At 63.7% G+C, this 20005-nt stretch carries 17 protein-coding genes; 12 read left to right on the top strand and 5 right to left on the bottom strand.

Translation table 11 applies throughout. From position 1 onward, the window contains the following. Positions 1-36: 36 nt before the first annotated feature. Both LB538_RS02780 and serB read right to left on the bottom strand, forming a co-directional pair. Entirely contained in the window at positions 37-609 is a 573-nt protein-coding gene (locus LB538_RS02780; RefSeq protein ID WP_224522812.1) for a GNAT family N-acetyltransferase, read from the bottom strand. Further along, positions 606-1493, bottom strand: coding sequence for a phosphoserine phosphatase SerB (gene serB / locus LB538_RS02775; protein WP_224522811.1), 888 nt, complete (start codon positions 1491-1493; stop codon positions 606-608). The genes LB538_RS02780 and serB overlap by 4 nt, the downstream gene beginning before the upstream one ends. On the opposite strand from serB, the gene miaA reads away from it, so the two are divergent. Both miaA and LB538_RS02765 read left to right on the top strand, forming a co-directional pair. After that, positions 1483-2427: a tRNA (adenosine(37)-N6)-dimethylallyltransferase MiaA gene (gene miaA, locus LB538_RS02770; RefSeq protein WP_224522894.1), complete on the top strand. Its 945-nt coding sequence runs from the start codon at positions 1483-1485 to the stop codon at positions 2425-2427. The genes serB and miaA overlap by 11 nt on opposite strands. Before the next feature lie 125 nt (positions 2428-2552). Then, positions 2553-3344, top strand: a complete 792-nt coding sequence (locus LB538_RS02765; RefSeq protein ID WP_140839836.1) for a GGDEF domain-containing protein — start codon at positions 2553-2555, stop codon at positions 3342-3344. Positions 3345-3526: 182 nt separating this feature from the next. Here the strand turns inward: LB538_RS02765 and LB538_RS02760 are convergent, their stop codons facing one another. Continuing rightward, the gene (locus tag LB538_RS02760) at positions 3527-5359 is read right to left on the bottom strand and encodes an ATP-binding protein (RefSeq protein WP_224522810.1); all 1833 of its coding nucleotides are present in this window, start codon (positions 5357-5359) and stop codon (positions 3527-3529) included. Between the two features lie 153 nt (positions 5360-5512). On the opposite strand from LB538_RS02760, the gene LB538_RS02755 reads away from it, so the two are divergent. Genes LB538_RS02755 through LB538_RS02745 form a run of 3 tightly spaced genes read left to right on the top strand, consistent with a single transcriptional unit; the run spans position 5513 to position 6971 of the window. After that, the gene (locus tag LB538_RS02755; RefSeq protein WP_224522809.1) at positions 5513-6079 is read left to right on the top strand and encodes a helix-turn-helix domain-containing protein; all 567 of its coding nucleotides are present in this window, start codon (positions 5513-5515) and stop codon (positions 6077-6079) included. A gap of 5 nt (positions 6080-6084) precedes the next feature. Beyond that, complete coding sequence (locus LB538_RS02750; protein WP_224522808.1) at positions 6085-6393, top strand: hypothetical protein; 309 nt, start codon at positions 6085-6087, stop codon at positions 6391-6393. Between the two features lie 38 nt (positions 6394-6431). Then, on the top strand, positions 6432-6971 hold the full coding sequence (locus LB538_RS02745) for a GNAT family N-acetyltransferase (RefSeq protein WP_224522807.1): 540 nt from the start codon (positions 6432-6434) through the stop codon (positions 6969-6971). On the opposite strand, the gene LB538_RS02740 is transcribed toward LB538_RS02745, so the two are convergent. After that, the gene (locus tag LB538_RS02740) at positions 6963-7847 is read right to left on the bottom strand and encodes a LysR family transcriptional regulator (protein WP_224522806.1); all 885 of its coding nucleotides are present in this window, start codon (positions 7845-7847) and stop codon (positions 6963-6965) included. The genes LB538_RS02745 and LB538_RS02740 overlap by 9 nt on opposite strands. Before the next feature lie 109 nt (positions 7848-7956). On the opposite strand from LB538_RS02740, the gene LB538_RS02735 reads away from it, so the two are divergent. Together LB538_RS02735 and LB538_RS02730 are read left to right on the top strand one after the other, a co-directional pair. Continuing rightward, the gene (locus LB538_RS02735) at positions 7957-9108 is read left to right on the top strand and encodes a gamma-butyrobetaine dioxygenase (protein ID WP_224522805.1); all 1152 of its coding nucleotides are present in this window, start codon (positions 7957-7959) and stop codon (positions 9106-9108) included. Then, positions 9105-9695, top strand: a complete 591-nt coding sequence (locus LB538_RS02730) for an HD domain-containing protein (protein ID WP_224522804.1) — start codon at positions 9105-9107, stop codon at positions 9693-9695. Before LB538_RS02735 ends, LB538_RS02730 begins: the two co-directional genes overlap by 4 nt. 52 nt (positions 9696-9747) lie before the next feature. Here LB538_RS02730 and LB538_RS02725 read toward each other — a convergent pair whose 3' ends face one another. Beyond that, positions 9748-11556: an NAD(P)/FAD-dependent oxidoreductase gene (locus LB538_RS02725; RefSeq protein ID WP_224522803.1), complete on the bottom strand. Its 1809-nt coding sequence runs from the start codon at positions 11554-11556 to the stop codon at positions 9748-9750. A gap of 583 nt (positions 11557-12139) precedes the next feature. On the opposite strand from LB538_RS02725, the gene LB538_RS02720 reads away from it, so the two are divergent. The 5 genes from LB538_RS02720 (at position 12140) to LB538_RS02700 (ending at position 19949) form a co-directional block, all read left to right on the top strand. After that, positions 12140-13921 (top strand): acetolactate synthase 3 large subunit, encoded by a 1782-nt coding sequence (locus tag LB538_RS02720; RefSeq protein WP_224551479.1) that lies wholly within the window; start codon positions 12140-12142, stop codon positions 13919-13921. Positions 13922-14003: 82 nt separating this feature from the next. Then, on the top strand, positions 14004-14579 hold the full coding sequence (ilvN, locus tag LB538_RS02715) for an acetolactate synthase small subunit (protein WP_027169049.1): 576 nt from the start codon (positions 14004-14006) through the stop codon (positions 14577-14579). 106 nt (positions 14580-14685) lie between these two features. Further along, a complete protein-coding gene (locus LB538_RS02710) occupies positions 14686-15282 on the top strand; it encodes a LysE family translocator (RefSeq protein WP_224522801.1) in 597 nt (198 codons plus the stop codon). Positions 15283-15495: 213 nt separating this feature from the next. Beyond that, complete coding sequence (locus LB538_RS02705) at positions 15496-16800, top strand: efflux RND transporter periplasmic adaptor subunit (RefSeq protein ID WP_224522800.1); 1305 nt, start codon at positions 15496-15498, stop codon at positions 16798-16800. Further along, on the top strand, positions 16797-19949 hold the full coding sequence (locus LB538_RS02700; RefSeq protein WP_224522799.1) for an efflux RND transporter permease subunit: 3153 nt from the start codon (positions 16797-16799) through the stop codon (positions 19947-19949). The genes LB538_RS02705 and LB538_RS02700 overlap by 4 nt, the downstream gene beginning before the upstream one ends. The last annotated feature ends 56 nt before the right edge of the window (positions 19950-20005 follow it).

Here is a 20005-nt window from a genome sequence, read left to right as displayed (position 1 = left end):
TCCGGTAACCGATTGATGTTTCAATGAACAGGGCGGCTAGCGAGCCGCCCTTTTTCGTGCCTGCCAGTCGCGGCGCGACAGCCTGTAGAGGACATGCCGCTTGAGATGCGGATGGCTGTCGGGAACGCTCGGATGATCGAAATCGGCGCCCGCATCGGCTTGCATGCCGAGTCGCTTCATGACTGCGACCGAACGATGATTGTCGGCGACCGCGAACGATACGATTTCGTCGACGCCAAGCGTTTCGAAGCCATAGGCGAGCCAGGCTTCAGCCGCTTCGGTGACATAGCCCTTGCCCCAGAATTCCGGCGCCAGCCGCCAGCCGATCTCGATCGGGCCGTCCGGTAACGATGGCACATCATCCGTATCCAGGAGACCGACGAAGCCGATGCATTCGCCGGTGGCCGCGATCTCGGCGGCGGCGAAGCCGTAGCCATCCTCCTCGATCCAGCCGCGGAATTCGTCCATCATGGCGTCGGCGGTCGCACGGTCGCGGCGGAACGGGAAGAATTCCATCACGCGCTCGTCGGAGTTGATGCGGTGGAAAAGCGCGCGGTCGCGCTCTTCCCAGTTGCGCAGGATGAGGCGCTCGGTGCGGATCGGCTTCATTCTGAAAACTCATCCCGGCGATAGCCCTGGAGATAGAGCAGCGCGGTCAGATCGCCGTGATCGATGCGGATGCGGGCCTGCTCGGCCACCGTCGGCTTGGCGTGAAGCGCGATGCCAGTGCCGGCAAGACGGATCATATCGAGGTCGTTGGCGCCGTCCCCAACCGCAATCGCGTCCTCGGTGGTCAGTCCGAGCCTCTTCGCGATGTCGAGCAGCGCTTCGGCCTTGGCGGCGCGGCCGAGGATCGGCTCGGCCACCATGCCGGTGAACGTGCCGTCTTTCTCGATCAGGCGGTTGGCGCGGCTTTCCTGGAAGCCCAGCATGGCGGCAATGCGGCTGGTGAAGACGTCGAAGCCGCCGGAGACCAGCGCCGTCCAGGCGCCATGGGCGCGCATCGTTTGCACCAGCGCCCGGCCGCCGGCGGCGAGCGTCAGCCGGTTGGCGACGATGCGGTCGACCACGGCTGTGTCGAGGCCTTTCAGCAAGGCGACGCGCTCGCGCAAGGCGGGCTCGAAGGCGATCTCGCCATTCATCGAGCGCGCGGTGATCGCCGCCACATGGTCCTTGACGCCGATCTCGTCGGCAAGCTCGTCGATGCATTCCTGGTCGATCATGGTCGAATCCATATCGGCGAGCAGGATCTTCTTGCGCCTGCCTTCGGCCGGTTGGACGACGACGTCGACCGGCTCCGAAGCCAGCGCCGCGCGCAGATTGGCGGTCATTTTGCCGATATCCGGCGTCTGCGGCAAAACGAGGTCGCAGGCGACGTCCTCAGCCAGCCAATGAACGGCGCTTGCGCCGGCGGCCCGCAAGGCCATATTCGCAAGCGAGGCCGGCACGGCGCGGGCTTCTGGACGGGACACTAAAGTGGCGATCAGCGGCATCGAAGATTCCGGCAGGCAGGCGGGCGAAGGCCGCATCAAGAACGCGACCCTGATAGCCGGGCCGACCGCCAGCGGCAAGTCGGCGCTGGCGCTCGATCTCGCCGAACGCAATGGCGGGATCATCGTCAACACCGATTCCATGCAGGGCTATTCGGTGCTCGACGTCCTGACGGCGCGGCCGAGCGCCGCCGAAATGGCACGCGTTCCGCATTTCCTTTACGGCCATGTCCATCCCGCCACCGCCTATTCCACCGGCGCCTGGCTGCGCGACGTGACAAAGCTGATCGAAGACGGCGTGCTGTCGGGCCGTCCGGTCGCTTTCGTCGGCGGCACCGGGCTCTACTTCCGCGCGCTGGCCGAAGGCATCTCGGATATGCCGGACATTCCGGCGTCCGTCCGCGAGCGCTGGCGCTACGAGCTCAAGGAGCAAGGGGCCGAAAGGCTGCATCGCCTGCTGATGCACGAGGATTCGGCTATGGCCATGCAACTCAGGCCGACCGACGGCCAGCGTATCGTGCGGGCGCTCGAAGTGCTCGACGCCTCCGGGCGCTCGATCCTCGAATGGCAGGCGGTGCGCGGACGGCCGCTGATCGATCGCGACAGCGCGCGCTTCCTGGTCATTGAGCCGGACCGCGAGCAACTGGTCCGGCGCATCGAGGCGCGTTTCGACCAGATGCTCGACAAGGGCGCTCTCGACGAAGTGCGTCGACTCACCGCGCTCGGCCTCGACCCGGACCTGCCGGCTATGAAAGCGATCGGCGTGCGGGAGCTGCAGGCGGCGATGGCCGGACAATCGGATTTTCCCGAAGCCATTGAGCGCGCCAAGATCGCGACCCGGCAATATGCCAAGCGCCAGTCGACATGGTTCAGGCATCAGCTGGGCGGGGAGTGGCGCAGGCTGCGGCCGGGCGACGAACCGGCTGTTCAGGACTGACTAAAAGCTTTTTCAATCAGCGCCTTAAAATCGCCGGCTCCAATTCTCGCCAAGGTTGTTCGGATTAACGGTCCGTAAGGTCGGCCATGCCATAACCTTTGGGGCTACAGTGCCGCGGGGAGTTGATGCGTTTCCACAAGGCGGAATCCGCATTTTTCGTCTTTATTTTTGTGATCCTGGCCGCGGGCCTGGTGACCTTCCATGCCTATGGCCAGTTGCAGGACATCGCCGCCGACCTCGATGCCGCATCGCGCGTCGACAGAATCGTCTATCTCAACAAACTTCTGTTCGTCACCGGGGCGCTGCTGGCAACCGCGCTGTTCTTCGGCACCTTCTTCATCTACCCGCTGATCCGCGGCCAGGTGCGGGAAGAGGGCAAGCTCAGGGCCATGACGGTTTCGCTCAGTGCCCGCTCGCAGACGCTCGAGCAGGCGGCGCTCACCGACAGTCTGACCGGAATGCAGAACCGCCGCTATTTCGATGATGCGCTGCGCGAATATCTCCACGAGTTTCGCCGCATCGACAGGCCGGTCGGGCTGATGATCCTCGATCTCGACCATTTCAAGCAGGTCAACGATACGCATGGCCATGACGTCGGCGACGAGGTGCTGAGGGCCGTCGCCACCTGCCTGCGGGGCATGACGCGCTATCACGACGTGGTGGCGCGGCTGGGCGGTGAGGAGTTTGCCGTCGTCACCCCCAACATGGATGTCGAATTGCTCGCCAGGTTCGCCGAGCGCATCCGCAAGGCGGTCGCCAACATGTCGATCATGTCGGGCAACGTGCGGCTGAAGGTCACCACCAGCGTCGGCCTCGCCGTCTGGGACCACAAGGAGAGCGCGGAGGACTTCTACCGCCGCGCCGACCGCCAGCTCTATGAGGCGAAGAAGCAGGGCCGCAACCGCGTCTGCGCCTAAAATCTCATCATCAAATTCGTGAGGCTGGCCGCCTGGAGCCGCTTTCTGCGCTTCCGGTGCTCACGGACTTTACGTCCGCTCCGCTCCGGTTCTCGACAGCGACTCCATTCGACTCAGCCTGACGAATTTCCTGACGAGATTTGCCTATTCGAACCGACCGCGGGCTAGATTAGAATGGAGGCTCAATCGTTGAGCTGGCGCATGCCGAAGGTCGAGGGCTTCAGGCCGTAGCGCGTGTCGAAGTCGTCGTCCGGCTGCACGCGCGCGGCGGTGGCCGGCTTCTTGTAGTCCGGGTCGCCGGCCTGGCGGGAGGAATCCACAGCCTCAGCGAAGGCCATGGCCTGCTGCGGCTTCGGCACGTTGCGCAGCCGCTCGACGATCATGGCGAGATCGACGTCGTTGCCATCCACGGAAGACTCGATCTTCTCGCCCTTAGCGGTGCCCGGGATGAACTCCTGCGGCAGCTTCTCGAACTTCAGCCGCATGGTGGTCGCCACGCCTTCGCCGAAGGCGATGGCTTCGCGCTGCCCCATCGAGGAGAGGAACGCCAGGGTCGAGGCCGAGGAATCGGCGATTGCCGAGCGGATGATGGCCTGGTCCTGCTCGTTGGCAAGCCGCATGGCGAAGAAGGTCGAGCATTGCGACAGGATGGTCGGGTCGAGCTCGCCCGGGCGCTGGGTGACGACGCCGAGATAGCAGCCATATTTGCGGCCTTCCTTGGCGATGCGCGACAGCGCGTGCCTTGTCGGCGCGAAGCCGAGACGCGGATCGGCCGGCATGTAGCGATGGGCTTCCTCGCAAAGCAGCAGCAGCTTCAGCCGGCCCTCGCTCCACAGCGCCAGGTCGAAGGCCAGGCGTGCCAGCACCGAGCAGACCGAGTTGACGACTTCCGAAGGCATGCCCGCCATCTCGAAGCAGGTGACCGGTCGACCATGGTTGGGGACGCGGAAAATGTTACCGATCGTTTCGTGGATGGTGTCCTCGATCAGCCGCGAATTGAACATGAAGCGGTAGCGCGGATCGGCCGCCGCCGATTCGATGCGTGTCTTCAGCGACTTCAAGGTCGGGCGGTCGTTCTTGCTTTCGAGCATGCCCATGCGCTCGTCGATCTGCTTGATGAGATCAGCGATGCGGTAGGGCACCGGCGTGTCCGCCGTCAGCGCGTCGCTGCCGCGCCTGACATAGGTGCCGGAATTCGGGTTGCGGTAAAGGTTCTTGGCGGCGGGGATCAGATCGCGCAGGACATCCACTTCCTCCGGCACCGTCTCGCGGCCGCGAAACAGCACTTCGGCGAACTCCTCCAGCCTGAACATCCAGAACGGCAGGTCGAGCGTCTTGGAATCGACCTTCACGCAATATTCCGGCAGCGAGGCGGCGAACTCGTTATGCGGGTCGAGGATGAGCACGCGCAGATCGGGACGCGCTTCGATCGTCTTGCGCAACAGCAGCGAGACAGCTGTCGACTTGCCGACACCGGTGGTGCCGACGATGGCGAAATGACGCGCCAGCGTGTCGTCGATGGCGATGTTGGCATCGATCGATTCATCCTGCGACAAGGTACCGATGGTCACTGAATGGCGCCCGGCCAGATCGTAGACCGCCTGCAGGTCGCGGGTTCGGATGCGGTGAGCAATGGCGCCAATATGCGGGTAGGTGGTGATGCCACGGTCGAACACCGGCTTGGCGCCGGGCTCGACGCCGTCGCGAACCTCGCCGACCAGTTCGACGCTGACCTCGATCGGATTCTGCCCTTCGTGGTTCCAGGCGCGATCCGATTTGCCGATGGCGTAGACAAGGCCGACCGTTCGCGTCGAACCGAGATTGATGGAAATCATCTTACCGACGGTCCAAAGGCCGCTGATCGCGCCTTCGGTGTCTTCGGCATGGGCACTGATGGTGGCGCGCGCGCCGTCGCATTGCACGACATTGCCCAGAATCCGCTTGTCGTTCTGCTGGATATTGCGGCGCTCCTGCGAAGTCGGTTCGCCAACGGAGGCTTCGCGTTCGACAAACATGGCTGACCTGATCCCATTCTCCTGGAGCCTCGACCCTACCCAATCGGGGTTAAAGTCAGGTGAGGTCGGATGGTGTAGGCGGCGTTAAACCTGGCGCGACAATTCGATCGACTGGCCTCTTTCCAGGCCGAGAAAATCCGATATATTGGACGGATGGATGATATATCGAATAGCATTACCGCCACGATCGGCAGGCGGATACGCTCCGAAAGAACGCTGAGGGGCTGGTCGCTTGCCGAATTGGCAGAGCGCTCGGACGTTTCGAAGGCGATGCTGAGCGCCATCGAGCGCGGTACGACCAGTCCGACCGCGGCGCTTCTGGTGCGCATCGCGGCGGCCTTCGGCATGACGCTGTCGACGCTGATCGCGCGGGCCGAGATGCAAGGCGGCGGTATTTCGCGCCGGGACGAGCAGCCGATCTGGCAAGATCCGGCAACCGGGTACATCAGGCGGCATTTATCGCCGGCATCGCAGATGCCGCTGGAACTGGTCAGGGTCAGCCTTCCGGTAGGTGCCAAGGTCAGTCTGCCGGCGGCGTCCTACGCCTTCATCAAACAGCAGATATGGCTGATCGACGGAAGGCTGGATTTCACCGAGGGCGATGTGGTGCACCGGCTCGAGCCTGGCGACTGCCTGGCGCTGGGCGCGCCCTCGGATTGCGTCTTTCATGCTCCCGGACCGGATGCGGCGGAGTATCTCGTGGCGCTGGTCAGGGACTGACTCCGATGTCTCGCCGGCCAAAACGCTCGCACAATGGCGGGCCGCCGCTCGACGACTATGACGGCCCGCCCTGGGGCAAGGGCGATGCCTACATTTTCCACGCCTGGCGCGCCGCCCACGACAAGGCTTGGAAGGCGCCAAGCCACGCCGTCATGCTGATGCGGCTGGAGAGAGCCGAACGGCTCGGTCTGACCTACGAGGAATATACGCTCGAGATTTTGGAGCGCGGCCGTCATCTCAGCGAGGACGACGCCGACCGCATCGCCGAAATCAGGCGGGCGCGACGACGCAAACGCATCAGCCATTTCGAATGACCTCGTCAACGACATATCATCACCTGGAGAGCGCCAGCATGAACTCCCTTGAAATCCGGGCGCTGAGCGACGATGCGGCGACCATCGCTATGCTCACCGATCTGCTGATCGAGACGGTCGCCGCCGGCGGATCGGTGAGCTTCATGCATCCATTGTCGGCGGAGGCCGCGCGGGAATTCTGGCGCAAGTCGCTTGCCGCGGCGGCGCGCGGCGAAAGGGCGGTGCTGGGCGCATGGCATGGCGAGGTGCTTGCCGGCACCGTCACGCTGTTGCTCGACTTCCCGCCCAACCAACCGCACCGCGCCGAGATCGCCAAGCTGATGACCGGCCGCGACCATCGTGGCAAAGGCGTCGCGACCGCCCTGATGCGGGCAGCGGAGAAACTGGCCGTCGAGAAAGGCCGTACGCTGCTGGTGCTGGACACGGCCAGCGAAGAGGGCGCGGCCGGGCTTTATGAGAAACTTGGTTTCACCTTGGCTGGAGAGATCCCCGATTTCGCGCTCAAGCCACACGGCGGGCTCACCGGCACCCTTATCTACTGGAAACGGATCGGGGCAGCGGCCGACACGCTATCCTGAACTTCCGGCAATGTGCGACAGGAGCCAGCGGCGGAAATCCTGCTCGGCGCCGGAGAGTCGCGACGATGACGGTCTCGTCAGGAAATGGCCCGATGGGCTCGAAAGCTCGAAATCCGAAAGCCTGACGAGAACCTTGTCCTTGAGGGCCGCGTCGATCAGCGGCCGCGAGCCGAGCAGCGCCCCGGCGCCGACCTTCGCGGCTTCCATGGCGGCGACGAAACTGTCGAAGCGGTGCGAGCGCCGGGGATGGCCGGCAACTCCCGCGGCTGCGAACCATTCCGCCCACATCTCGCGCGCGCCCGCCACCAGGAGAAGCGGCAACGACGTCCACTCGCCACCTTGGGCGAGCGGCGGAGCCGCGACCGGGACAAGCCGCTCGACGGTCAGCCGGTCGGCCTCGCGCCCGGGAAAGGATCCGTTGCCGAAACGTATGTCGAGCGCCGAGCCCGGCTGGTCGTAGTCGGTCGGCCGATGGATGGTCACCAGATCGAGCCGGATCTGCGGCAGCACCTTTGCCAGGTCCGGAAGAGCCGGGACCAGCACCAGCATCGCGAAGGAGATGGGGACGCGGATGCTGACGATCTGCACGGCACGCGGCTCGAACAGCTCGTTCGTGCTGTTGCCGATGGTCGCGAATGCCGACTGGATGTGCGGGAGATAGGCCGCGCCTTCCGGCGACAGAGCCACGCCGCGCGCCAGACGCGCGAACAATCGCGTTTTGAGCCGCTCCTCCAGAAAACGGATGTGCTGGCTGACGGCGGCTTGCGTGAGTCCGAGCTCGGCGGCCGCGGCAGTGAAGTTCGACAGGCGGGCGGCCGCCTCGAAACTGCGCAGCCAGTCGAGCGGAGGTATCGCATCGAAAGTTCTTCCAGCCATCAGAAATTTAGCGCCATCACCCGAAAAACGATAATTTGAATTATGCCTTTGATGAAGCCACCATGCAATCCGTACCCGCAGCCGCGATCTAGGATGGGAGCTTTTGGGCATGTTGACGACAGTGACGCTGGGCGACGAGGGACGAACCATCGAGCTTGGCTGGAAGGACGGAGCGCGCAGCCGCTTCCATGCCATATGGCTGCGCGACAACGCGCTGGACGACAAGACGCGCAGCGCCGGCAACGGACAGCGGCTGATCACCATCCTCGACATTCCGGCCGAGACGCGGATCGGCGCGGCTGAGATCAGGGGCGGAGCGCTGGAGGTCACATTCGCTCCTGAAGGCAAGGCCGCCAGCTTTCCCTCAAGCTGGCTCCGCGCTCATGCCTATGATCGTCAGGAGGCTCGCGAACCCGGCTGGACGGGAGGCGACATAGAGCGCTGGACGAAAGCCACGATGCAGAATTCCGTGCCGCGCGCGGCCTATGCGGATGCCAGCCGCGACAGTGATGTGCTGCGGCGCTGGCTCGCCGCGGTCCGCAGCTTCGGCTTCGCTATCATGGACGGCCTGCCTGCCCAATCCGGCGCGCTGTGCAAGGTGGCCGACCTGTTCGGCTACATCAGGGAGACCAATTACGGGCGCTGGTTCGAGGTGCGCGCCGAGGTCAATCCGAACAATCTGGCCTACACCAATCTCGGGCTGCAGGCGCATACCGACAACCCCTATCGCGATCCGGTGCCGACGCTGCAGATCCTCGCCTGCATCGAGAACACGGTGGAAGGCGGCGAATCCAGCGTCATCGACGGGTTCGCGGTGGCTGCCGCACTTCAGTCGGAAGATCCGGAGGGCTTCCGGCTGCTCTCTTTCTATCCGGCGCGTTTCGAATATGCCGGCTCGTCGGGCGTGCGGCTCCAGTCCAAGCGGCCGATGATCGAGCTCGGGCCCGATGGCGAGTTGATCTGCATCCGCTTCAACAACCGCTCGCTGGCGCCGGCGGTCGACGTGCCCTTCGCCGCGATGGACAAATACTATGCGGCCTACCGCCGGTTTGCCGAGCTGATCGAGGATCCTGCTTTCGAGGTGACGTTCAAGCTCGAGGCGGGGCAATCCTTCATCGTCGACAACACCCGCGTCATGCATGCGCGCAAGGCGTTTTCCGGCAGCGGCAAGCGCTGGCTGCAGGGCTGCTACGCCGACAAGGACGGCCTGCTGTCGACGCTTGCGGCGATCGAGCATGGTTTCAAGGAGGCGGCGGAATGAAGCCCAACGAATTGAACGCAGGCAATATCGTCGAATTCATCGCCGATATTTTCGAGCGCCGCGGCGCCGAATCCTATCTCGGCGAGCCGGTCACCATGTCGGAGCATATGCTGCAGGGCGCGTGGCTGGCCGAGCAGGACGGCGCGCCGGAGGAGCTTGTGGCGGCGGCGCTGCTGCACGACATCGGCCATTACACCAGCGAGTTCGGCACCTATTCGCCCAACGACGTCGAGGACAAGCACCATGACGAAGCGGGCGGTGAGGTGCTGGCGCCCTTCTTCCCGCCGGTCATCGTCGAATGCGTCAGGCTGCATGTCTCGGCCAAGCGCTATCTCTGCGCCACCGATCCGACCTATTTCGGCAAGCTGTCGCCGGCCTCGGTGCATACGCTGTCGCTGCAGGGCGGGCCGATGAGCGCGGAGGAGGTGGCTGAGTTCCGCAGCAATCCCTTCCACGACGAAGCGGTGCGCGTGCGCATCTGGGACGAAGGCGGCAAGGTCGCCGACATGAAGACGCGGGCCTTTCGCGACTACGTGCCGTTGCTCGAGCGGGTGGTGAAGAAGTTCGCGGCTGAAAAGGCAGCATAGATGGCAGAAGCCCGGTTGGCCGGGCTTCTGCTATCCGCGAGAGCGCCGTGCATCAGCTCTTGTGGTACACCTCCTGCAGCCCGTAGACAGGCGTCGGCAGGCCAACTTGGCGCGCCTTCAGCTGCAGCGACAGATACTGCGAATAGTGGCGCGACTGGTGCAGGTTGCCGCCGTGGAACCACAACGCTTCCTGCTGCGTCGGCTTCCACATGTTGCGCTGCTCGCCTTCCCAGGGACCCGGATCCTTGGTGGTGGCGGAGCCGAGGCCCCAGACCTTGCCGACCTTGTCCGCCACCTCTTGCGAGATGAGGTCGGCGGCCCAGCCGTTCATCGAGCCGTAGCCGGTGGCATAGATGACGAGATCGGCCGGCAATTCGGTGCCGTCGACGAATTTGACGCTGGTTTCGGTGAGTTCCTGCACCGCGGCGCCCGGTCCGCTCTTCAGCTTGATCGAGCCGTCGATGACGAGGTCGCAGGCGCCGACGTCAATGTAGTAGCCGGAGCCGCGGCGCAGATATTTCATGAACAGGCCCGAGCCGTCGTCGCCCCAGTCGAGCATGAAGCCGGCCCTTTCCAGGTCGTCGTAGAATTTCGCGTCGCGTTCCTTCATCTGCCGGTAAAGCGGGATCTGGAACTCATGCAGGATGCGGTAGGGCAATGAAGCGAAGATCATGTCGGCCTTGCCCGTCGTCATGCCGTTCTCCACCGCCTGCTCGGAGTAGAGCGCGCCAAGCCCGATATCCATCAGCGTGTCCGACTTGACGATGTGGGTCGACGAGCGCTGCACCATGGTCACGTCGGCGCCGCCTTCCCACAGCGCCGCGCAGATGTCGTGGGCCGAGTTGTTGGAGCCGATGACCACCACCTTCTTGCCGCGGTATTTGTCCGGTCCGGGATGGGTCGAGGAGTGCTGTTGCTCGCCCTTGAAGATGTCCTGGCCTTTGTATTTCGGCCAGTTCGCCTTGCCCGACATGCCGGTCGCCAGCACCAGTTGCTTCGGCTTGAGCACGATCTGCTTGCCGCCGCGCTCGACGACGATCGTCCATTCCTTGGCCTTCTCGTCGTATTTGGCGGATTTGGCGGTGGTGGAAGACCAATAGTTCAGCTCCATCACCTTGGTGTACATTTCCAGCCAGTCGCCGATCTTGTCCTTCGGCGCGAAGACCGGCCAGTTCTTCGGGAAGTCGATATAGGGCAGGTGATCGTACCAGACCGGGTCGTGCAGGCAGAGCGACTTGTAGCGCTTGCGCCAGGAGTCGCCCGGACGCTCGTTCTTCTCGACGATGATGGTGGGCACGCCGAGTTGCTTCAGCCGGGCGCCGAGCGCGATACCGCCCTGGCCTCCGCCGATGATCACGACATAGGGTTGCTTGGTGTGGCCGAGCTCGGCGATCTCGTCGTCGCGCTCCTCACGCCAGGTCTTGCGGCCCTTGCCGTGGCCGTGCTTGGCGCCGAGAGGACGCGTGAAGCCGGCCTTCTCCTCATGGCCTTTCAGCTCCGCCATGGTGGTGAGCAGGGTCCAGATCAGGTCGCCCTTGAACCGCACGAGGCCAAAGCCGCGCGCCACGCTCGTCTCGAAGGTGATCCAGGCGGTGATGACGCCGCCGTCTTCGCTCGCTTCCTCGCCCTTGGCCACCGCCCATCCGGCCGGCTTGGTGCTGGCCAGCGTCGCCTGCAGCATGTCGCGGATCTGGTCCTGGCCCTCCATCGTCTTCAGGTTCCAGGTGAAGGTGACGAGGTCGCGCCAGTAGCAATCGGCCTGGAAGCAGTTGACGGCGCTGTCGATGTCGCCGGCTTCCAGCGCCTTGCCGAACTTGTCGAGCAGCGCTTGCGCCTTGGTGGTGGGTGTTCTCTCGAGCATTTGTTCTCCTCCACTTTGTTAGAGCCCGGCATGAGCAGTAAGCAGCCTGCCAACCGCGATGCTCATGAGCGATTGCAATGAAATCAATCTGTTAGGACGATATGGGCTTCGATCGGCCGTGCCGGGTCGAGTCGATGGGTATCGATGCAGCGCAGCCAGGATTGAACTGTGACATCGTCGCGAGACGATCGCACGCCGGACAGACCTGCTCGATCTCGCGTATGTGCTCGCCAGCCATGCGTCCTCCTCGCACGTCTTTTGCCAGCATATAGTGGTGCGTCGGAGAGCGACGCTCAACTGTACTATGGTAGCTGTGCGGTGGTAGCGCGCAGGCGCCGTCTCTCACAGACGAGTGAATTCGCGCTGGACCCCATTGACGAGCCCGCGTTTTGGCCCTTATTGTCCGCGCCCATGAAAACGGCACTCATTCTCGTAGGCTGGCGCGTGGGCAAGGCGGTGTAACCGCCGGGCGAAAACCTCCCATGCGCATCACACAGGCTCCCTCGGGGGCCTTTTTTATTGCCTTGAACACGACTAAACGACCAGCAAATCGCCAGGCGGCGAACATTACGGGACCAGACCGATGAGCAACGGACAGAACGAGCGGCGCGAAATGACGGGCGCCGAAATGGTGGTGCAGGCGCTGAAGGACAACGGCGTCAAGCATGTCTTCGGCTATCCGGGCGGCGCGGTGCTTCCGATCTATGACGAGATTTTCCAGCAGGACGAGGTCGAGCACATTCTGGTGCGGCACGAGCAGGGCGCCGGCCACGCGGCCGAAGGCTATGCCCGCTCGACCGGCAAGGCCGGCGTGCTTTTGGTGACGTCCGGTCCCGGGGCCACCAATGCGGTGACGCCGCTGCAGGACGCGCTGATGGATTCGATCCCACTGGTCTGCCTCACCGGCCAGGTGCCGACCTCGCTGATCGGCTCCGACGCCTTCCAGGAATGCGACACGGTTGGCATCACGCGACCGTGCACCAAGCACAACTGGCTGGTGAAGGACGTCAACGAGCTCGCCGCCACCATCCATGAGGCGTTCCATGTCGCGACGACCGGCCGACCCGGCCCGGTCGTGGTCGATATTCCGAAGGACGTGCAGTTCGCCAAGGGCACCTACGTGCCGCCGCAGACGGCGCCGCGCACCAGCTATCAGCCGAAGGTCCAGGGCGACCTGGAAAAGGTGAAGGCCGCGGTCGAGCTGATGGCCGGCGCGAAGAGGCCGATCATCTATTCGGGCGGCGGCGTCATCAATTCCGGTCCGGAAGCCAGCCATCTGCTGCGCGAGCTGGTCGACCTCACCGGTTTCCCGATCACCTCGACGCTGATGGGGCTGGGCGCCTATCCGGCATCCGGCAAGAACTGGGTCGGCATGCTCGGCATGCACGGCACCTACGAAGCCAATATGGCCATGCATGATTGCGACGTGATGGTCTGCATCGGCGCGCGCTTCGACGACCGCATCACCGGCCGGCTCAACGCATTCTCGCCGAACTCGAAGAAGATCCACATAGATATCGATCCGTCCTCGATCAACAAGAACGTCCATGCCGATGTCGGGATCCTCGGCGATGTCGGCCGGGTGCTGGAGGACCTGGTGCGGCTGTGGCGAGCGACCGCCAAGGTCGACAAGAAGGCGCTTTATCCGTGGTGGGAGCAGATCGCGAAATGGCGGGCGCGGGATTCGCTCGCCTACAAGATGAACAACGACGTCATCATGCCGCAATACGCGATCCAGCGGCTCTACGAACTGACCAAAGATAAGGACACCTACATCACCACCGAGGTCGGCCAGCACCAGATGTGGGCGGCGCAGCACTATCATTTCGACAAGCCGAATCGCTGGATGACGTCGGGCGGCCTCGGCACGATGGGCTATGGCCTGCCGGCCGCGCTCGGCGTGCAGATCGCGCATCCCGACGCGCTGGTCATCGACATTGCCGGCGACGCCTCGGTGCAGATGACCATGCAGGAGATGAGCTCGGCGGTGCAATACGAGGCGCCGATCAAGATATTCATCCTCAACAACCAGTATATGGGCATGGTGCGCCAATGGCAGCAGCTGCTGCACGGCAACCGGCTGTCGCATTCCTACACCGAGGCGATGCCGGATTTCGTCAAGCTGGCGGAAGCCTATGGCGGCCACGGCATTCGCTGCGACAAGCCGGACGAGCTCGACGACGCGATCCGCGAGATGATCACGGTGAAGAAGCCGGTGCTGTTCGACTGCCGCGTGGCGACCTTGGCCAACTGCTTCCCGATGATCCCGTCGGGCAAGGCGCATAACGAGATGCTGCTGCCCGACGAGGCGACCGACGAGGCGGTGGCCAACGCCATCGACGCCAGGGGCAGGGAACTGGTGTAGGCAGCCATCAAGGCGGGGCTGTCGCGAGAAAGCCGTGCGCAAACAGAGAATTAGCTCAAAATCTGAAATCGAGATTCACGTCATGAACGCACAGCACCTTCAACCGACCGGCTCCGCCTATTTCATCGCCAAGGAAACCGAGAAGCCGGAAACGCACACGCTTTCCGTGCTGGTCGACAATGAGCCGGGCGTGCTTGCCCGCGTCATCGGCCTGTTTTCCGGTCGGGGCTACAACATCGAAAGCCTTACCGTTTCAGAGACCGAGCATGAGAAGCATCTGTCGCGCATCACCATCGTGACGCGCGGCACGCCGCATGTGATGGAGCAGATCAAGCATCAGCTCGAGCGCATCGTGCCGGTGCACCGGGTGGTCGACCTGACCGTGCGCTCGCATGAGCTTGGGCAGGAGCGGCCGCTGGAACGTGAGCTCGCGTTGGTGAAGGTCGCCGGGACAGGCGACGCCCGGGTCGAGGCGCTTCGTCTCGCGGATGCTTTCCGCGCCTCGGTCATCGACGCCAACACCGAGCATTTCATCTTCGAGATCACCGGCAAGGGGTCCAAGCTCGACCAGTTCATCGCCATCATGAAGCCGCTCGGCCTGGTCGAGATCTGCCGCACCGGCGTCGCCGCGATGAACCGCGGCCCGCAGGGAATGTGAACAGGGCGACCGTCCTGTTTCAAAACTTTGGCCCGGCGATTGCCCGTTTCTGGCTTTTGCGCATTTGCTAAAAGGACAGTAAGGCTGACATATCTGGGAGGATAACATGTCGCTCGACACATTCCTTGCCCTGTTGGTCTATGCCTTCGTGACTTCGATCACGCCGGGGCCGAACAACCTCATGCTGCTGGCTTCCGGCGTCAATTTCGGTATCGCCAGGACGGTTCCGCACATGCTGGGCATCAGCATCGGCTTTCTGGTCCTGTTGCTGGCCATCGGCTTCGGGCTCGGCGCGGTGCTGACGGCGGTGCCGGCGCTGCATACGGCGCTGAAGATCGCCGGCGCCGCCTACCTGCTCTACCTCGCCTGGAAGATCGCCATGTCGCGCTCGATAAGCGACGGAAAGGGAGCGCAGGGGCGGCCGATGCGCTTCATCGACGCCGCCGCATTCCAGTGGGTCAACCCCAAGGCATGGGTGATGGCGATCACCGCGATGGCCGTCTACACCAATGCCGATCACCCGTTCGTCTCGGTGGCGCTCATCTCGATCGCCTTCACCATCGTCAACCTGCCCAGCGTTTCGGTATGGGCCGGCTTCGGCACGGCGCTGCGCGGCTTCCTGTCGGATCCGGTGCGGCTGAAATGGTTCAACATCGCCATGGGCGTGCTCTTGGCGGCGACGCTGTGGCCGATGCTCCGCTGAGGCATTTTACGCAGACGGGAGAATCCGCGGCGGCATATTAGCCGGCTGCTTAGCTATTGTGCAGTGCACATTAAATCTTCGTAATGCCCCGTTTTGGCCCTTTTCGGCCAAAGCCTTGTCCTATCTACTCCACGAAAATCGCGGCACGAGGTCGTGAAGCGAGCTAGAATGGACCACCGGGATCGGCGTGTCGGGTAGAAGGCTTATTTGTCGATGCGCGGAAAAATCGCCTTTGCAGTTGTTGCGGTCGCCGGTCTGGCGGGCGCCGGGCTCTATCTTTCGCCCACGACGTCGGCCAAGGTCCAGCAGCTGATTTCGGGCAAGCAGGCCAGCGTGGCCGCCACGGACAAGACGGCGAGCGGCGATAAAGCGGCCGGTGCCCCGGACAATGCGAAAAGCGACAATGCGAAAGGCGGTGGTCCGCGTTCGGCCTCGATCGTCTCCGCCACCGCGACGACAGCCGATTTTCCGATCCGCCGCTATGCCATCGGCTTCGTCTCGTCACCGGAGGTGGTCAATATCAATGCCCGTGTTTCCAGCCAGATCGTCTCGATCGCGGTCAAGGACGGGCAGATGGTCAAGGCCGGTGATCTGCTCATTTCGCTCGATGACCGCGCGCTGAAGGCGCAGCTCGCCAAGGATCAGGCGCAGCTCGCCAAGGACCAGGCGATGCTGGTAAGCGCCCAGGCCGATCTGCAGCGCGCCAAGGACCTCGTGGCCAAGCAGGCCGGCACGCAGCAGACCTACGATCAGGCGCTGGCGGCGCAGAAGGCCGCTGCCGCCACCATCGACGCCGACAAGGCGACCATCGATGCCGACACCGTGCAATTGAGCTATGCAACGATTACGGCGCCGATCTCGGGCCGGCTCGGCGCGATCAACGTGTCGGTCGGCGATCTCGTCACCACCAGCAACGGCAACTCGAGCAGCTCGACGCCGCTGGTCACCATCACGCAGATGGATCCGCTGCAGGTGAACTTCACGCTGCCCGAGAGCAACCTTGCCCTGTTGCACAAGGCGCTCTCCGATCCACAGCAAGGCGACGTGACGCTGACCAAGACCGGCGATCCCACGCCGATCGGCAAGGGCACACTCGATTTCGTCGATTCCAGCGTCGATACGGCCTCCGGCACCATCGCCACGCGGGCGAGCATACCGAATCCGGATCTTTCGCTGTGGCCTGGGCAGTATGTGAACGTCGTGCTCGAGGCCGGCATGATGCCGCAGATGACCTCCGTTCCGACGGTCGCAGTGCAGCCCAGCCAGAAGGGGCCGTTCGTCTATGTCGTCAAGCCGGACAACACCGTCGAGATGCGGCCGGTGCAGGTGGCGCTGACGGAAGGCCAAAACAGCGCCATCAGCGATGGGCTCAAGAGCGGCGAGAAGGTCGTCGTCGAAGGCCAGACACGGTTGAAAAACGGCGCGGCGGTGCATGAAGGCAAAGCCGCCGCGGGATCCGGTGAACAGGCATCGCCCAAGGTCGCGGAGGCCGACAAGGCCGGCGGGGCGAGCCAATGATCTCCGAATTCTGCATCCGCAAGCCTGTCGCCACCCTTCTGATGTCGTTCGCCCTCATTCTGGGCGGTATTTTTGCCTACAAGTTCCTGCCGGTGGCGGCGCTGCCCAGCGCCGAATTTCCGGTGGTCAACGTTTCGGCCAGCCTGCCCGGCGCGTCGCCGGAGACGATGGCGACATCGGTGGCGACGCCGCTGATCAAGCAATTCGCGACGATCGCCGGCATCGATTCGATCTCGACCACCAATTCGCTTGGCCAGACCTCGATCGCCATCCAGTTCGTGCTCAACCGCGACATCGATGCCGCGGCCGCGGACGTCCAGGCGGCGATCGCGCGAACGCAAAGATCGCTGCCGCCGGAAATGACCTCGCCGCCAAGCTATCGCAAGGTCAATCCGGCCGACGCGCCGATCCTCCTGATGTCGCTGGTCAGCGACACGGTCCCGCTGACCGACCTCGACGCCTTCGCGGAAAACGTCATGTCACCGTCGCTGTCGACCATAGACGGCGTGGCCCAGGTCTCGATCTTCGGCCAGCAGAAATACGCCGTGCGCATCCAGATCGATCCGACCGCGCTGGCCGCGCGCGGCATCTCGATCGATCAGCTGCAGGCCGCCATCACCTCGGCCAACAGCAACACTCCGCTCGGCGTGCTGCAGAACAACAAGCAGCAGCTGACGATTACCGCCAACACGCAGCTTACCGACGCCGCAGGCTTCTCCAACCTCATCATCGCCACCAAGAACGGCCGCCCGGTGCGGCTGGGCGACGTGACGCGCGTCGTCGATTCCGTGCAGACTACGACGACGGCGAGCTGGTATGACGGCACGCGCGCGATCATCATGGCCGTGCAGCGCCAGCCCGACGCCAATACCGTCGACGTCGTCGACAAGGTCAAGGCGATGCTGCCGTCCTTCCAGGACCAGATGCCAGGCGCCGCCCAGATCAAGCTGCTCAATGACCGCTCGACATCGATCCGCCAGGCCGTCGACGACGTCCAGTTCACGCTGCTCTTGACCATCGCGCTGGTGGTGCTGGTGATCTTCGTATTCCTGCGCCGGGTGACGGCGACGATCATCCCGGCGGTGGCGGTGCCGATCTCGCTGATCGCCACGCTTGGCGCTATGTTCCTGTTCGGCTTCTCGATCGACAACATCTCGCTGATGGGATTGACTTTGGCCGTCGGTCTTGTCGTCGACGACGCCATCGTCATGCTGGAAAACATCTTCCGCCATATGGAAGAGGACGGGCTGTCCGCCTTCGACGCTTCGTTGAAGGGGGCGCGCGAAATCGGCTTTACCATCATCTCGATCTCGATCTCGCTGGTGGCGGTGTTCATTCCGGTGCTTCTGATGGGCGGGGTCATCGGCCGCATCTTCAACGAATTCGCCGTCGTGGTGACCGTCGCCATCCTGGCCTCGATGTTCGTGTCGCTGACGCTGACGCCGATGCTCTGCTCGCGTCTGTTGTCGGTGACCAAGGCCGATCGCGAAAAGCACGCCCCCGGTCATAAGCCGGACCTCATCACGCGCGGCTATGACCGGATCTTGGGCTTCTGCCTGCGAAACACTTTCCTGGTGTTCCTCGTCTTCATCGCGACCGCCGCGGCGTCGGTGTGGGTGATCCAGGTCTCCCCGAAGGGCTTCTTTCCGCAGGAGGATATCGGCCAGATATCGGTGACCACGATCGCGCGCCAGGACATCTCGTTCGACGCCATGGCGAAGCTGCAAGGGCAGGTGGCCAGCGTGTTTTCGAAGTCGCCCTATGTCGACCATGTGGCTTGGTCGGCGGGCAGCGGCAACAACGCGCTCAACCAGGGCCAGCTCTTCGTCCAGCTCAAGGGCAAGGATCAGCGGCCCAACATCGAGAAGGTGCTTTCGGATCTCAGACGCCAGCTGGCCGGCGTGGCGGGCATCGAGACCTATATGCAGCCCGTGCAGAACCTGCGGCTCGGCTCGCGGTCGTCGGCCAGCGCCTATCAGCTCGTGGTGCAGGGGCTCGACACCGGCCAGACCGACATCTGGGCGCAGAAGCTGAACGACGCGATGGCCGCGGACCATACGAAATTCACCGACGTCACCAGCGACCTGCAAAACAACGCATTGCAGGCCTCGCTGGTAATCGACCGCGACAAGGCCGCCCAACTCGGCATCGACACCGACACGCTGCGTTCCGCCCTCTATGGCGGCTTCGGCACCGACCAGGTTTCGACGATCTTCGGTTCGGCCGACAGCTATGAGGTCATCACCGAGCTTGATCCCAAGATCGAATGGTCGCCCGAGCGGATGCTCGCCATCCAGATGCGGACGGCGAGCGGCAGCCTGGTGCCTCTCGGCGCCTTCGCCCATGTCGACCGCACGGCCGGCGCGCTGACGATCAATCAGCTCGGTCAGCTTCCGGCGGTGACGATCTCCTACAACCTGCCGCAAGGCGTATCGCTCGGCGACACGGTGGCCCGCATCGACCAGCTCAAAGACCAGATCGGCATGCCGAAGGAGATCTCGACGAGCTTTGCCGGCACGGCCAAGACCTTCCAGGATTCGCTGGCCAACCAGGGGCTGCTGATCGGCGGCGCGATCCTGACGATCTATATCGTGCTCGGCATGCTCTATGAGAGCTTCATCCACCCGCTCACCATCCTCACCGGCCTGCCGTCGGCGGTGCTGGGCGCCGTGGTGGCGCTGCGCTTCGCCGGCATGGATCTGTCGGTGATCGCGGTGATCGGCATCCTGATGCTGATCGGCATCGTCAAGAAGAACGGCATCATGATGGTCGACGTCGCGCTGGAGCTCAGGCGGCAGGGCATGTCGGCGAGGGATTCCATCCACAAAGCCTGCCTGATGCGCTTCCGGCCGATCATGATGACGACGCTTGCGGCGTTGATGGGCACGTTCCCGATCGCGCTCGGCACCGGCGCCAGCGCCGAATTGCGCCAGCCGCTCGGCGTTGCCGTGGTCGGCGGCCTGCTCGCCTCGCAGGCGCTGACGCTGTTCGTCACGCCGGTGATCTACGTCTATTTCGAGAATTTCTCGGGCTGGCTGCTCAGCTTCTCGTCGAAGAAGAGCCGGCCGGCGCTGCATGTGGTGGAAAGCGGCGAGCAAGCCTCGCTGTTCGACGGCGAACCCGAGCCGCAGAAGACGGCAGCCGAGTAGATCGCTCCGACTGGCCCAAGCCGTGGCGCTTGCAGCCGGCCGCAGCCGATCCTAGT

Origin of the sequence: Mesorhizobium sp. Ca11 (assembly GCF_020165275.1) — a bacterium.
Taxonomy (GTDB): Bacteria; Pseudomonadota; Alphaproteobacteria; order Rhizobiales; family Rhizobiaceae; genus Mesorhizobium.
Note: the sequence above shows the minus strand (reverse complement) of the source record. Positions and strands in the feature narration are given on the sequence as shown.